This is a genomic window from Chromobacterium sp. (assembly GCF_041912965.1).
Taxonomy (GTDB): Bacteria; Pseudomonadota; Gammaproteobacteria; order Burkholderiales; family Chromobacteriaceae; genus Chromobacterium; species Chromobacterium aquaticum.
The window spans coordinates 51,753-65,197 of record NZ_JAYSGF010000001.1; the positions used below are offsets into that span (position 1 = coordinate 51,753).

A 13,445-nucleotide genomic window follows, 5' to 3' on the forward strand; every position below is an offset into this window, starting at 1 on the left:
CTCCGCCATGACCGATACCCCCGTTTCCTCGTCCCGCCGCCAGTTCATCAAGCGCGGCGGCGCGCTGGCCGCCAGTTCCTTGACGCTGTCCCTGCTGCCGGCCTCCATTCAGCGCGCGCTGGCGATTCCGGCCAATAACCGCACCGGCACGCTCCAGGATGTCGAGCACATCGTGATCCTGACCCAGGAAAACCGTGCTTTCGACCATTACTTCGGCAGCCTGGCCGGGGTGCGCGGCTTTGGCGATCGCTTCCCGCTGCCGCTGGCCGACAGCGCCTTGCTCAAGCGCAAAAGCGTATGGTTCCAGACCAACCAGGGCAATAGCCTGACGCCGCCGCGCGTGGTGGCGCCGTTCCACCTCAACACGGTGCAGACTTTCGCCTATATGCGGGTGGAGGGCACGCCGCATGTGTGGTCGGACGCGCAATACGCCTGGGGCAAGGGTGTGATGAACGTCTGGCCCACCTATAAGCAGAACCACGCCATGGGGTATTTCAAGGAGACGGACCTGCCGTTCCAGTACGCGCTGGCCAATGCCTTCACCCTGTGCGACGCCTATCATTGCGCGTTTCAGGGCGGCACCAATCCCAACCGCGTGTTCCTGTGGTGCGGCGGCAACGATCCACAGCAACAGGGCAAGGGCCCGGTGATCGCCAACGCCTACGACTCGGTCGACTACAACCCCAAGGGCGGCTACACCTTCAGCACTTACGCCGAGCGGCTGGAAGCGGCCGGGGTGAGCTGGAAGATTTACCAGAACATGGCGGACAACTTCACCGACAATCCGGTGGCCGGCTTCCGCAGCTTCCGCGCCGCCTACTTCGGCGAGCCCGGCGCCAAGCCGGCGCTCAAGGACAAGGGCTTGTCCACCTGGACGCTGGACGATCTGCGCCGGGATGTGCAGGCCAACCGCCTGCCCCAGGTCAGCTATATCGTCGCCACCGCCGAAGGCTCGGAGCATCCCGGCCCGTCCAGCCCGGCGCAGGGCGCCGATTACACCGCCCGGGTGCTGGATGCGCTGACATCCAATCCGGAGGTGTGGAGCAAGACGGTGTTCCTGGTCAATTTCGACGAGAACGACGGTTTCTTCGATCACGTGCCGCCGCCGGCCGCGCCCAGCTATCTGAGCTGGGACGCGGATCCGGCCAAGGCGGTGCTGGCCGGCGCGTCCACCGTGGCCACCGACGGCGAATACCATCATCTGCGCAGCAGCGAGACCGGCAATGAGCGCGCCGACCTGATCCACGTGCCTTACGGCCCGGGACCGCGGGTGCCGATGTACGTGATCTCGCCATGGAGCCGCGGCGGCTGGGTCAATTCCCAGGTGTTCGACCACACCTCGGTGATCCGTTTCATCGAGCAGCGCTTTGGGGTCAAGGAACCCAATATCACCGCCTGGCGGCGCGCGGTGTGCGGCGATCTGCTGTCCTGCTTCGATTTCGTCAACCCCAATGCCGAGCTGCCCAAGCTGCCGGCCACCGCCGCGCTGGCGGCGCGCGCGCGCGCCTTGCCCGGCCGCACCAAGCCCAGCGCGCCAGCCTTGCCGGAGTTGCCGGTGCAGGCGGTTGGCCTGCGCCGCTCGCGCGCGCTACCTTACGAGCTGCACGCCAGCGCGCGGGTGGATGGCAATGCCGGCACCGTGGAATTGATTTTCGCCAACAGCGGCAAGGCGGCGGCGGTGTTTCACGTGTATGACCGTCGTCATCTGGACGCGCCGCCGCGCCGCTACACGGTGGAGGCCGGCAAGCAGCTGTCCGGGCTGTGGCGGGTCAATTACGACGCCAATCTCTACGATCTGTGGGTGCTGGGCCCCAACGGCTTCCATCGCCATTTCACCGGCGATGCCGGCCAGCTGGGGCGCTTGAGCAAGGCGCAGCCGGAAATCCAGGTCTGTTACGAGCCGGCCGCCGGCGACGTTTACCTGAAGCTGCACAATAGCGGCCGCGAGAACTGCGAGTTCCAAGTGCGCGCCAACGCCTATGCCAACACCGAGCCGCGGCGCGTCACCGTGGGCCCGCAAGGCGAGGCGGTGCTGAACTGGCCGTTGAAGGACAGCCACGGCTGGTACGACGTCAGCGTCAGCGCGCCGGTGTTCCCCGGCTTCAGCCGCCGTTTCGCCAGCCGGGTGGAAACCGGCCGCGACGGCTTCAGCGACCCGGCGATGGGCGGCGCAGCGGTGGGCGAGCAGTGGACGCCGCCGGTCTGAGTGGCCAATGACAAAGGCCGCGCCAAATGGCGCGGCCTTTTTGCTTTTTAACGTGTTTACGCTCTTGCGAGCTAAGGCGAGACAAGGCGAAAACGAGCGAAAAAGCGGAATGTACTCGTGGTACATAAGCATTTTGAGCTCGTACGCACCGTGCGACGCCTCACGAAGCGCAGCAGACCTTGAACAGGCTTTTAGAAGAAGCCCAGCGGCTTGCCGTCAAAGCTCACCAGCAGGTTCTTGGTCTGCTGATAGTGATCCAGCGCGCGCTTGTGGGTTTCGCGGCCGATGCCGGACTTCTTGTAGCCGCCGAAGGCCGCGTGCGCCGGGTAGAGATGGTAGCAATTGGTCCACACCCGGCCGGCCTTGATCGCGCGGCCGACGCGGTAAGCGCGGTTGATGTCGCGGGTCCAGACCCCGGCGCCGAGGCCGAACTCGGTGTCGTTGGCGATGGCGACGGCTTCGGCCTCGTCCTTGAAGGTGGCGATGCTGACCACCGGACCGAAAATCTCCTCCTGGAACACCCGCATCTTGTTATTGCCCTTCAGCAGGGTGGGCTGGATGTAATAGCCCTGGGCCAGGCCGCCTTCCAGCGGTTCCAGCTTGCCGCCGCTCAGCACCTCGGCGCCTTCCTGGCGCGCGATGTCCAGATAGGACAGGATTTTGTCGAACTGCTGCTGCGAGGCCTGGGCGCCGACCATGGTGTCGGTGTCCAGCGGATCGCCGCGCTTGATCGCCTTCACCTTCTTCATCACCTCGGCCATGAAGGCCGGATAGATGGACTCCTGCACCAAGGCGCGCGACGGGCAGGTGCAGACCTCGCCCTGATTGAAGAAGGCCAGCACTAGCCCTTCGGCGGCCTTCTCGATGAAGGAGGGCTCGGCCTGCATGATGTCTTCGAAGAAGATATTGGGCGATTTGCCGCCCAGCTCCACCGTGGACGGGATGATGTTTTCCGCCGCGCATTGCAGGATGTGGCGGCCCACCGGGGTGGAGCCGGTGAAGGCGATCTTGGCGATGCGCTTGCTGGTGGCCAGCGCCTGGCCAGCTTCCTTGCCGAAGCCGTGCACCACATTGACCACGCCCGGTGGCAGCAGATCGCCTATCACTTCCATCAGCACCGCGATGCCCAGCGGCGTCTGTTCCGCCGGTTTCAACACCACGCAGTTGCCGGCGGCCAGCGCCGGCGCCAGCTTCCACGCCGCCATCAGCAGGGGGAAGTTCCACGGGATGATCTGACCGACCACGCCCAGCGGTTCGTGGATGTGATAGGCCATGGTGTTGTGATCGATTTCCGCCGCCGTGCCTTCCTGGGCGCGGATGCAGCCGGCGAAGTAACGGAAATGGTCGGCGGCCAGCGGGATGTCGGCGTTCAGGGTTTCACGCACCGGCTTGCCGTTGTCCCAGGTTTCGGTAACCGCCAGTTTTTCCAGGTTGGCCTCGATGCGGTCGGCGATCTGCAGCAGCAGATAGGAGCGTTGCTGCGCCGAGGTCTGGCCCCAGGCGTCCGCGGCGGCGTGGGCGGCGTCCAGCGCCAGTTCGATGTCGGCGGCGTCGGAGCGCGGAAACTCGGCGATGGGCTGGCCGTTGACCGGAGAAGTGTTGACGAAGTGCTGACCGTTGACCGGCGGCACGAACTGGCCGCCGATGTAGTTGCCGTAACGGGATTGGAATGCAATCACCGCGCCGGGGGTGCCGGGATGAGCGTAACGCATGCTGGGTTTCTCCTGTTGTAGATTTGGCCATGGCGCGCGGCCGGCGAGGACCGCGCTGTCCTGGCCCACAGCAGGAAGCGTGCCAAGCCGTCACGCCTTCGGGTCATGTTGCGGTGCGGAATCGATAATGGCCGATGGCTATTGCCGCTGCCCACATCGATATTGCGGCGCAAGATGGCGGCGATGGATGCCGGCTGGCCGATAGGCCAGGCCATGAGTTGTCGCAAAACGCTACAGTGTTGCGCTACGGATTTTCAGCCGCCGTTTGCGCCCGCCGCGTCGGCGGTGCTAATAGTTCTGCGAGCCCGTTCAAAGTCTCGCCAGCCTGAGCGCGACAAGGCGAAACAGCCGGAGAAACGGAATGCACAAGCGGCGCATGAGCATGCTGAAGCGGCACTCGCCGTGTCTCGTCTCAGCAAGCGCGGCGGATTTTGAACAGGTTCCGAGATTTCGCGCCCAGGCCTTGGGCGCACCAGCCATTCGGGAGCATCGCGATGACCGAGCACTCTACACACCCGCCGGTGGACGGCGCGCGCCGGCGTTTCTTCCATGAGGGCCTGGAGCCCGTCGGGCTCCGCGACGAAATCGCCCAGTCCTGGCGGCGCTGCCGGCAACTGCCGCCGCAGCCGGCGGAGGACGGCCTGGACGGCGCGGCGCTGGGCGCCTTGCGCGAGGCCAATGGCTTGCTGCTGCGCCTGGCTCAGCCGGAACTGGACGGCTTGTACGAGCAGATCAGCGACCGGCGCGGCATCGTGCTGCTCAGCGATGCCGCCGGCGTGATCCTCAACGCCGCCGGCAGCTCCGGATTTCTGCGCAAGGCGGAGCAGGTGGCGCTGCTGCCTGGCATGGCCTGGGGCGAGCGCGACAAGGGCACCAACGCCATCGGCACCGCGCTGGCGCTGGGCGCGGCGGTGCAGGTCAACGGCGGCGAACATTATCTGGCCAGCAACGGCGGCATTTCCTGCTCGGCCGCGCCGATATTCACGCCCAACGGCCGCCTGGCCGGCGCGCTCAACATCAGCAGCGACGCGCGCTGTCACGAGGCGCACGCGCTGGGCCTGGTGCGGCTGGCGGCGCGGCAGATCGAGCACCGCTGGCTGGCGCGGCCTTCGGCCGAGCATTGGCTGGTGCGCTTCCATCTGAATCACGCCTTGCTCGGCTCCGCGCGCGAAGGCGTGCTCGTCTTCGCCGACGATGTGCTGGTGGAGGCCAATAGCTGCGCGCTGGCCTGGCTGGGCCTGGCGTGGGCGGATCTGGGCCGGCTGCGCTTCGGCCAGCTGTTCGACGGCGAACTACAGCCGGCCGACGGCCTGCGCACGCGGCTTGGCCGGCGCGGCCAGCATTTTCATCTGCAGATCACGCCGCCGGCGCGGCGAGTGGTGGCGCAGCGGCCGCCTCCGAAGGCCGAGGCGCGGCCATCGCTGGCGCTGCAACGCGCGGTCAAGGTGCTGAATGCCGACATCCCGGTCTTGCTGCAAGGCGAAACCGGCGTGGGTAAGGAGGTGTTCGCGCGCGCGCTGCACGCCGCCAGCCGGCGCGGCCGCGCGCCCTTCGTCGCCGTTAATTGCGCGGCGATACCGGAGGCCTTGATCGAGTCTGAGCTGTTCGGCTACGAGGAGGGCGCCTTCACCGGCGCGCGGCGCAAGGGCATGGCCGGCAAGCTGCGCGAGGCCGACGGCGGCGTGCTGTTCCTGGACGAGGTGGGCGACATGCCGGCGGCGATGCAGGCGCGGCTGCTGCGCGCGCTGCAGCAGCGCGAAGTCACGCCGCTGGGCGGCGGCCAGGCCCATGCGGTGGATTTCGCGCTGATCTGCGCCACTCATCGCGATCTCGCTGCGATGGTGGCGGCCGGCGAGTTCCGCGCCGACCTGTTCTACCGCTTGCAGGACTACCCGGTGCGGCTGCCGCCGCTGCGCGAGCGCGATGATCTGCCGCGCCTGATGGACGAGATGTGGCGGGAACTGGGCGCGGCGCAACGCGGCGTGCGCCTGGGCGCCCCGCTGCGCGCCGCGCTGCTGGCTTGCTCATGGCCGGGCAATGCGCGCCAGCTGCACAGCGCGCTGCGCACCATGCTGGCGTTGGCCGACGACGGCGCGGAGCTGGGGGTCGAGGATCTGCCGGCCGGCTGCCGCGCCGAGACGTCGCCAGCGGCGGTCACGCTGGCCGCTGGCGGCGACGATTTGATCGAACAGACGTTGGCGCGCTGCCGGGGCAATGTCAGCCGCGCGGCGGCGGAGCTGGGCGTGGCGCGCAGCACGCTGTACCGGCGGCGAGCGCGGCGCTGACACGCGTCCGGCAGCGGTCAACCATAGCCGCGCCGTTTCAGCGCCAGATAGAGCATGGCCGCGTTGATGGCGTCATTGAGCGCGTCGTGGCGCGGCAACGTCGGCATGTCCAGATCCCGGCAGATGCTGGCCAGGCTGAGATCGATGTGGGCGTCCGGGTTCTGCCTCAGCTTGTAATCGTAGTAACGGCCGGAAATCTCGATGCGCCGCTGCGGCAGCGGCACGCCCAGCCAGGGGCGGACATAGCGGTTGAGCACCGCCAGGTCGTATTCCAGGTAATAGCCCAGCAGCGGGCGGCCGCCGATGAAGTCCAGCAGCCGCCGCACGGCGTCCTCGGCCGCCAGGCCCTGGCTGACGTCCAGCGGGCGCAGGCCGTGGATGCGCACATTGTCGGCGCTGGGCGCTTGCCGCGGCCGCACCAGCAGGTAGAGCGCCTCGCTGGCGAGAATGCGGTTGCCGCGCAGCTTGACCGCGCCTATGGACAGCAGCTCGGCCGCGGCCGGGTCCAGGCTGGTGGTTTCGCAGTCCAGGCTGACCAGTTCGTCCGGGTGTTCCTGGTACATGGCGGCATAGGCCGGATCGCGCAGCCGGCGGCGCTGCCATTGGCGCAGCAGGGAGGTCAGCATCAGAAACTGCCCAGCCGGTAATGGTGGCGCAGCTGCGCCTTGAATTTCTTGACCACGCCCAGCGCGTCCTTGAGCAGGTCCCGCTCCAGCGAGGACAGTTTTTCCGGTTCCAGCAGATTATCCGCCGGCCGGCCGGCATCTTGCTGCTCCAGCCCGTGCTCCAGCCGCAGCTGCATCAGGAAGGACAGCGCCTCGCCGACATCCTCGGCCAGCTCCGCGTCCAGCCGCTCCAGCTCCACCAGCCGCCGCAGGCGCTGCTGCGAGCTGTTGTCGCGCACGCCGTGTTCCAGCGCCAGCGCGCGGATGCCATGCACCAGCGGGAAGATGCCGCCTTTTTTCAGGTCCAGCGTGGTGCGGCCGTCGCGCGCCTGGGTTTGCAGATGGGAGAACAGGCCCAGCGGGGTGTCGAACTGTTCGATGGCGCGGGCGAAGCGGGAGAAAAAGCCGGCGTCGTCGCGCAGCACCGCATGCAGCTCGTCGCGCGCGCGCTCCAGCAGTTCGCTGTCGCCGCAGACGGCTTCCGCGTCCACGAAGATGGCCAGCCGCATCAACGCGTCGCCGCTGGGTTGGTGCACCCATTGGTGGAAGCGCTCGCGCAGCTCGGCGCCGCTGAAGCGCCAGCCTGGACGGCTGAGCATGATGCCGCCGGGACAGGGCGGATAACCGAAGCGTTCCAGCGCGTCGGAAAACGCCTGGCAGCTGGCCTCCAGCTGCGGCCAGGACGCGCCGTCGCGCAATAGCAGCGCATTGTCCTGGTCGGTCTTGAGTATCTGTTCGCCGCGGCCCTCCGAGCCCAGCACCAGCAGGCAGCTATTGGCCAGCAGTTCCGGCGGCGCGATCAGCCGCCAGGCGCGGGCGAACAGGCGGGCGTTCAGGCTTTGCACCAGTCGGCCGAGCTGCAGCGGCTTGACGCCGTGGCCGCAGAGTATGCGCACCAGCCGCGTGATCTGTTCGGCGATCTCGGCCAGTTCGTCCAGGGTGTCGGCGCGCTCCAGGCGCTGCGCGATCAGATGGGAGTGATTGGAAAAATAGGACAGCACATCCACCTGGGCCAGCATGCCCACCGGCTCGCCGCGCTCGGTGACCACCAGCCGCCGCAGATTGCGCCGCGTCATCAGCAGCAGCGCGTTGAACAGGAAATCGTCTATGTCTATGGTCAGCAGCTGGTAGTTGCAATGCGCGGCCACTGGCGCGTCGACGGGCACGCCGTTCAGCACGATGTCGCGGAAGTCGGTGGTGGTGAAGATGCCCAGGCCGGCTTCGGCACGCACCAGCACCGATTTGGACTGCTGCGCCTTCATCGCCGCCGCGGTGTCGCGCAGGCTGGCGCCGCCGTCGATGAAAACCGGCCGGCGGCAGTTGGCGTCGCGCACGGTGGCGGTGAGCAGGGTCTGCAGTTCGCGCTGGCCGGCGCGCTGCGCCAGCCGGCCCAGCTTTTCCGACACGCTGGCGTAGAAATAGGCGCCGAAGCGCGGGTTGCTTTCGGTCAGCGCCAGCACTTCGGCGCGCGGCAGCGCGTAGAGCAACGCTTCTTCCTGCACGATGAAGCGATGGGAGGTCTGGCCGGCGGCGACGGCGCGGGCGTCGAAGCTGTCCTGCGGCCGGTGCAGCGCGATGGTCTCATCGCCGGCCATTTCGCGCACCACGCCCTTGATCACCACATACATGGCGTCCACCGGGGCGTCCGGGGCGAGGATGACGGCGTCGCCGCCGTGGAACACGATGTCGACGCGCGCCTCCAGCTTTTGGCGCTCGGCCGGGCTCAACGCGTCAAAAGGGGGTTGGCTGAAATCGAATCGCTGCATGGCGGCCCTCGCGGCAGACAAAACATTGCCGCCAGCATAACACTGGCGGCAAGGGCTTGTCGGCGGAGGTTCAGCCCGGCAGGTGTTGCAGCAGCGGCGAGCCGTCGCGGAACAGCAGCAGTTCGCCGGCGCTCAGCTGGGTCCAGCTTTCATTGTCGGTCAGCGGCTGGGTGGCGATCACCGCCACGCGGTCGTGCGGGGTGGTGACCGAGGAGAAGTCCACGCTGACGTCGTCGTCCACCAGGTGGGCGGTGTTGAACGGCGCCTGGCGGATGATGTAGTGCAGATGGGTGGAGCAGTGGGCGAACAGCACCTCGCCGTTGCTGAGCATGAAGTTGAACACGCCGTGGCCGGCGATCTCCGCCGCCAGGCGCGCCACTTCGGCGAACAGCTCGTCCAGCTGCGGTTGCTGGCACCACTTGGCGCGCAACCGTTCCATCAGATGGCAGAAGGCCCGTTCGGAGTCGGTGCTGCCCACCGGGTTGTAGTGGCAGCCGGCCTCGGGCTGGAAATTATCCAAGTTGCCGTTGTGGGCGAAAATCCAGTAACGGCCCCACATCTCGCGCATGAAGGGGTGAGTGTTGGCCAGATTGACCTCGCCCTGGGTGGCTTTGCGGATGTGGGCGATCACGTTTTCCGATTTGATCGGATAGTTGCGCACCAGATTGGCCACCGGGGATTCCACCGACGGTTTGTCGTCCAGGAAGATACGGCAGCCCTTGTTCTCGAAAAAGGCGATGCCCCAGCCGTCGGCATGGTGGTCGGTCTGGCCGCCGCGGCGGTGAAAGCCTTCGAAGGAGAACAGGATATCGGTTGGAGTATTGCAATTCATGCCCAATAACTGGCACATGGTTTCGGGTTCCACGGTAAAGAGATTGTCATGGCCGGTCGCGCCGGCTGCGGTTTTGTTACAGAGCTTAGGCGATATGCGCACCCAGGGCAATGCGCCAGCGCGGCGAAGCGGCGGCGCGGACGCCCGTTTGGCGTCGGACCACGCCACATGGCGGCGGCCTGGAGGCCGTGCTACGGTCCAAGCTCGGACTGAATTGACTCGAATCAAGAGAGGAGGCCTTGCCATGCCCCGTGGTTTTCGCGCCGTCAGGCTGGAGGAGAAGTTCGCGTTGTTTCAAGAACAGTGGCGTCCCAAGATCATCGCCCAGATGAACGACTATCATTTCAAGCTGGTGAAAATCCAGGGGGACTTCATCTGGCATCGGCACGCCGAGACCGATGAAGTCTTCATCGTGCAGGAAGGGTGTTTGCGCATCGATTTGCGCGACAGGCCGCCGGTATGGGTGAACGCCGGGGAGATGTTCGTCGTGCCCAAGGGCGTGGAGCACAAGCCCTATGCCGAGCATGAGGTCAAGCTGATGCTGGTGGAACCGCAAGGGGTGCGCAACACCGGCGAGGTCGTCAGCGAGCGCAGCGCTCCCGCGGACGATTGGATCTGAGAGCCTGTGCAAAGCCTGCTGCGCTTCGTGAAGCGTTGCATGGTGAGTACGAATTCAAAATGCTCATGTACCGTTTGTGCATTCCGCTTTTTCGCTCGTTTTCGCCTTGCCTCGCCTGTGCTCGCGAGACGTTGAACAGGCCCTGAGGCTTCGGCCGCCCTGTCGGGGCGGCCGATCCGGCAAGTCGGGGCCGGCTTAAGCGGGCTTGAAGGCGCCGCGCAGCTTGGCCCAGCCGCCCTGGCTCAGGCTGACGCCGAGCAGGATCAGGCCGCCGCCCAGCCAGTGGTAGTCGTGTATGGTCTCGCCCAGCAGCGCGCTGGCGATCAACGCGGTGAACAAGGGCAGCAGATTCATGAAGATGGCGGTGCGTTCGCTGCCCAGGCGCTGGATGCCGCGCATCCACAAATAGGGCGCCAGCACCGAGGAGGCGATGCCGGCGAAGGCGACCAGGCCGACGCCCTGCGGCGGCACCGCTAGGCTGTGCGCGCTGAGCGCCACCGGCACCAGCATCAGCACCGCCAGCAGCACCTGAACATAGAGATTGGTCCAGCTGCCGAACGGCGGCGCCCAGCGCCGCAGCAGAATGCCGTACAGCGCGTAGGAGAGCGAGCCGATCAGCATCAGCGCGTCGCCATGGTTGACGCCGCCGTCGAGCAGGCTCAGCGGCCGGCCCTGGCCCAGCAGATAGCACACGCCCAGCAAGGACACCGCGACGCCGAACAGCGCGTGCGCGCCCACCGGCTGGCGGAAAGCCGTCGCGCTGAGCGCCAGGCCCAGCAGCGGCACCAAGGCGCAGATCACGCCCATATTGGTGGCGCTGGTGCTGTGCGCGGCGTAATAGGCCAGGCACTGGAACATCACCATGCCCAGCACCGCCAGCACGCTGAAGCGGCCCAGCCAGGGGCGGATGGCGCGCCATTGGCGCAGCAGCGGACGCAGGCACAGCGGGGTGAGAATGACCGCGGCGACCAGCCAGCGGTAGAAGGAAATGGCCGCTGGGTCCAGCGCCTGGGCGGCGGCCTTGGACACCACGGTGTTGGCGGACCAGATCAGCACGGCCAGCATGGGAAACAATGAGTTCATGACGTGAACGACTCCGAGAGCGCGGCGCCGGCCTCTATGGCGTGGCGCGACATTGACAGCCGCTAGTGTAACGCTGTCTGATTAGTGTCATATAACGCAAAGCAGACATTGCAATACAGGGAAACCGACAAATTGGACTATTCCGAACTGGATCAACGCTTGCCGGAACCCGCGCCCATCCATCTGCGCTACGATCAATTGACGCCGCAGACCGAATTCACTCCGCACAGCCACCGCTGGGGCCAGCTCAACCGCATCAGCCTGGGCCTGATAGAGCTGGACTTGGTCGAGCAAGAACAGGGCGAACGCCTGCTGGCGGCGCCGGCGGAGTTTCTGATCTGGGTGCCGGCCGGAGTCAGGCACTCGGCCTCGGTGCGCCAGGCGATGTGCTACACCTCGGTCTATATCGGCGCCGAGGCGGCGGCGCGGCTGCCCGGCCAGCCCTGCCTGATTCCGCAAACACCCTTGCTGCGCGCCTTGCTGGAGGACTTTTGCCAGCGCGGCGTCACCGCGATAGAAGATCCATGGGATCGACGCCAGGCCGAACTGCTGCTGGAGCGGCTGGTCCAGGCCGGCCACCAGCACAGCTATCTGCCGGACAGCCGCCACCGCCAGCTGGCGCCCATCCTGGCCGCCATCCGCGCCCACCCGGCCGACAACACCACGCTGGCGCAATGGGCGCAACGGGTATACGGCACCGAGCGCACGCTGGCGCGCCATTTCCAGCGCGAGCTGGGCATGAGCTTCGTGCAGTGGCGCAGCCGGGTAAGGCTGCTGCGCGCGCTGACCTGGCTGCGCGAAGGCAGGGCGGTGCAGGATATCGCCGCCGATCTGGGCTACGGCACCGCGTCGGCTTTCATCGCCATGTTCAACAAGCAGTTGGGCTATTCGCCGGAGCGCTATCGCCGGCAACTGGCCGAGGGCATGTCTTGAGGATGCTTGTTGCCCGTTTGGCATTGCGGCACACTGGAATGATTGTCACGCATAGAACAAGAGCAGATCCGCCCACATCATGAGCAAGAAGATCAAACAATTGGCCCGGCAACTGGGCGACGGCTGGAAGCTGCGCCGCACGCTGCGCCAGGCCAGCACGCTGAATTTCGTTTTTTCCGAACGCATAGACTTCCTGAATGGCCAACACTGGGACCGTCTGGCCGAGCCGCGGGGGCTGCTGATGTCCCGCGATTACTGGCGCGCGCTGGAGCAATCCGGGCTCGCCGATTTCGAAGTCCGCTACGCGATGGCTTACCGCGACGGCGTGCCGGTGGCGGCCGCGGCGATGCAGCTACTGGAAGTCAGCCTGGAAACCATGCATGCCCATCCGGGGCCGCGGGCCGAGGGTTCGCTGCGCGCGGCGCTGGCGCAAAACATCAAGCCGCGGCTGCGCCAGCGTCTCTTGGTCTGCGGCAATATGCTCAGCTACGGGCTGGATGGGGTGGCTTTCGCCGCGGAGCTGGACCCGCAAACCCGCTGGCAGGCGGTGGCGGAAATCCTTTACCGCATCCGCCGCGCGGAAAAGCTGAATGGTCAGATCGATTTCGTGCTGGTCAAGGATCTGGACGCGGCTGCGCTGGAGGACAGCCGGGCGCTGGGCAAGCTCAGCTACAGCATGCTGGAGACCGAACCCAATATGGTGCTGCCGCTGGCCGAAGACTGGCGTGTTTACGAGGACTATCTGGCCGGCATGACTTCCAAGTACCGCAGCGGCATCCGCCAGCAGATCTTCAAGCCCATCGAGGCCGCCGGCTGCGTAATCGGCGTGATGACGCCGGAGCAGGTGGACGCGCAGGCGGAGCGCATGCAGCAGCTCTACCTGGCGGTGCAGGACAATGCCACGCTGCGACCGGTGACGGTGACCGCCGACTACTGGCGGCGGATGGCGGCGCTGGGGCCGGAGCGGGCGGAGCTGCGCGGCCTGTGGCGCGACGGCGAGCTGCTCGGCTTTTTGCTGGTCTTGAAAGACGGCGCGGAAGTCACCGCCGCGCAGATCGGCTTCGACCGCGCCGCGGCCAAGGCGCTGCCGCTTTACCTGCGCCTGCTGCACACGGCGATTGAGTCGGCCTTGGCCGCCGGCGGGCGGCGGGTGATTTTCGGCCGCACCGCGCTGGAGCCCAAGGCGCGCATGGGCTGCCAGCCGCTGCCGACCACGCTGTGGATACGCCATCGCCAGCCGGTGCTCAATTCGCTGATCCGCAACCGCTTCGGCATCGTCCACCATGACGAGGCCCCGGCGATCAATCCATTCAAGAAATAAGAGCCCGCAGCTAAAAGGACCCG

10 protein-coding genes are annotated in these 13,445 nt (G+C 66.6%); 5 read left to right on the top strand and 5 right to left on the bottom strand.

Annotated features, from left to right (window positions below; genetic code table 11):
- Positions 1 to 7: 7 nt before the first annotated feature.
- Entirely contained in the window at positions 8 to 2,206 is a 2,199-nt protein-coding gene (locus tag ACE3QM_RS00195; RefSeq protein WP_374419319.1) for a phosphocholine-specific phospholipase C, read from the top strand.
- Positions 2,207 to 2,397: 191 nt separating this feature from the next.
- Here the strand turns inward: ACE3QM_RS00195 and ACE3QM_RS00200 are convergent, their stop codons facing one another.
- The gene (locus ACE3QM_RS00200; RefSeq protein WP_374419321.1) at positions 2,398 to 3,918 is read right to left on the bottom strand and encodes an aldehyde dehydrogenase family protein; all 1,521 of its coding nucleotides are present in this window, start codon (positions 3,916 to 3,918) and stop codon (positions 2,398 to 2,400) included.
- A gap of 494 nt (positions 3,919 to 4,412) precedes the next feature.
- On the opposite strand from ACE3QM_RS00200, the gene ACE3QM_RS00205 reads away from it, so the two are divergent.
- Positions 4,413 to 6,203, top strand: a complete 1,791-nt coding sequence (locus tag ACE3QM_RS00205; RefSeq protein ID WP_374419322.1) for a sigma-54-dependent Fis family transcriptional regulator — start codon at positions 4,413 to 4,415, stop codon at positions 6,201 to 6,203.
- 17 nt (positions 6,204 to 6,220) lie between these two features.
- Here the strand turns inward: ACE3QM_RS00205 and ACE3QM_RS00210 are convergent, their stop codons facing one another.
- From ACE3QM_RS00210 to ACE3QM_RS00220, 3 genes are all read right to left on the bottom strand, one after another.
- Positions 6,221 to 6,829, bottom strand: a complete 609-nt coding sequence (locus ACE3QM_RS00210; RefSeq protein ID WP_374419324.1) for a 3'-5' exonuclease — start codon at positions 6,827 to 6,829, stop codon at positions 6,221 to 6,223.
- The gene (locus ACE3QM_RS00215; RefSeq protein ID WP_374419326.1) at positions 6,829 to 8,634 is read right to left on the bottom strand and encodes a putative nucleotidyltransferase substrate binding domain-containing protein; all 1,806 of its coding nucleotides are present in this window, start codon (positions 8,632 to 8,634) and stop codon (positions 6,829 to 6,831) included. Before ACE3QM_RS00215 ends, ACE3QM_RS00210 begins: the two co-directional genes overlap by 1 nt.
- A gap of 70 nt (positions 8,635 to 8,704) precedes the next feature.
- Positions 8,705 to 9,484, bottom strand: coding sequence for a class II glutamine amidotransferase (locus ACE3QM_RS00220; protein WP_048408930.1), 780 nt, complete (start codon positions 9,482 to 9,484; stop codon positions 8,705 to 8,707).
- A 226-nt stretch (positions 9,485 to 9,710) separates the two neighbouring features.
- Here ACE3QM_RS00220 and ACE3QM_RS00225 point away from each other — a divergent pair, with 226 nt between their 5' ends.
- Positions 9,711 to 10,085: a cupin domain-containing protein gene (locus ACE3QM_RS00225; protein ID WP_231464048.1), complete on the top strand. Its 375-nt coding sequence runs from the start codon at positions 9,711 to 9,713 to the stop codon at positions 10,083 to 10,085.
- 195 nt (positions 10,086 to 10,280) lie between these two features.
- On the opposite strand, the gene ACE3QM_RS00230 is transcribed toward ACE3QM_RS00225, so the two are convergent.
- Positions 10,281 to 11,168, bottom strand: coding sequence for a DMT family transporter (locus tag ACE3QM_RS00230; RefSeq protein ID WP_374419329.1), 888 nt, complete (start codon positions 11,166 to 11,168; stop codon positions 10,281 to 10,283).
- A gap of 132 nt (positions 11,169 to 11,300) precedes the next feature.
- On the opposite strand from ACE3QM_RS00230, the gene ACE3QM_RS00235 reads away from it, so the two are divergent.
- A complete protein-coding gene (locus tag ACE3QM_RS00235; RefSeq protein ID WP_048408980.1) occupies positions 11,301 to 12,101 on the top strand; it encodes a helix-turn-helix domain-containing protein in 801 nt (266 codons plus the stop codon).
- A gap of 79 nt (positions 12,102 to 12,180) precedes the next feature.
- A complete protein-coding gene (locus tag ACE3QM_RS00240; protein WP_374419330.1) occupies positions 12,181 to 13,422 on the top strand; it encodes a GNAT family N-acetyltransferase in 1,242 nt (413 codons plus the stop codon).
- Positions 13,423 to 13,445 lie beyond the last annotated feature (23 nt).

Coding starts and splice junctions, on each gene's coding strand:
- ACE3QM_RS00195 (WP_374419319.1), top strand. CDS start 8: ATGACCGATACCCCCGTTTCCTCGTCCCGCCGCCAGTTCATCAAGCGC.
- ACE3QM_RS00200 (WP_374419321.1), bottom strand. CDS start 3,918: ATGCGTTACGCTCATCCCGGCACCCCCGGCGCGGTGATTGCATTCCAA.
- ACE3QM_RS00205 (WP_374419322.1), top strand. CDS start 4,413: ATGACCGAGCACTCTACACACCCGCCGGTGGACGGCGCGCGCCGGCGT.
- ACE3QM_RS00210 (WP_374419324.1), bottom strand. CDS start 6,829: ATGCTGACCTCCCTGCTGCGCCAATGGCAGCGCCGCCGGCTGCGCGAT.
- ACE3QM_RS00215 (WP_374419326.1), bottom strand. CDS start 8,634: ATGCAGCGATTCGATTTCAGCCAACCCCCTTTTGACGCGTTGAGCCCG.
- ACE3QM_RS00220 (WP_048408930.1), bottom strand. CDS start 9,484: ATGTGCCAGTTATTGGGCATGAATTGCAATACTCCAACCGATATCCTG.
- ACE3QM_RS00225 (WP_231464048.1), top strand. CDS start 9,711: ATGCCCCGTGGTTTTCGCGCCGTCAGGCTGGAGGAGAAGTTCGCGTTG.
- ACE3QM_RS00230 (WP_374419329.1), bottom strand. CDS start 11,168: ATGAACTCATTGTTTCCCATGCTGGCCGTGCTGATCTGGTCCGCCAAC.
- ACE3QM_RS00240 (WP_374419330.1), top strand. CDS start 12,181: ATGAGCAAGAAGATCAAACAATTGGCCCGGCAACTGGGCGACGGCTGG.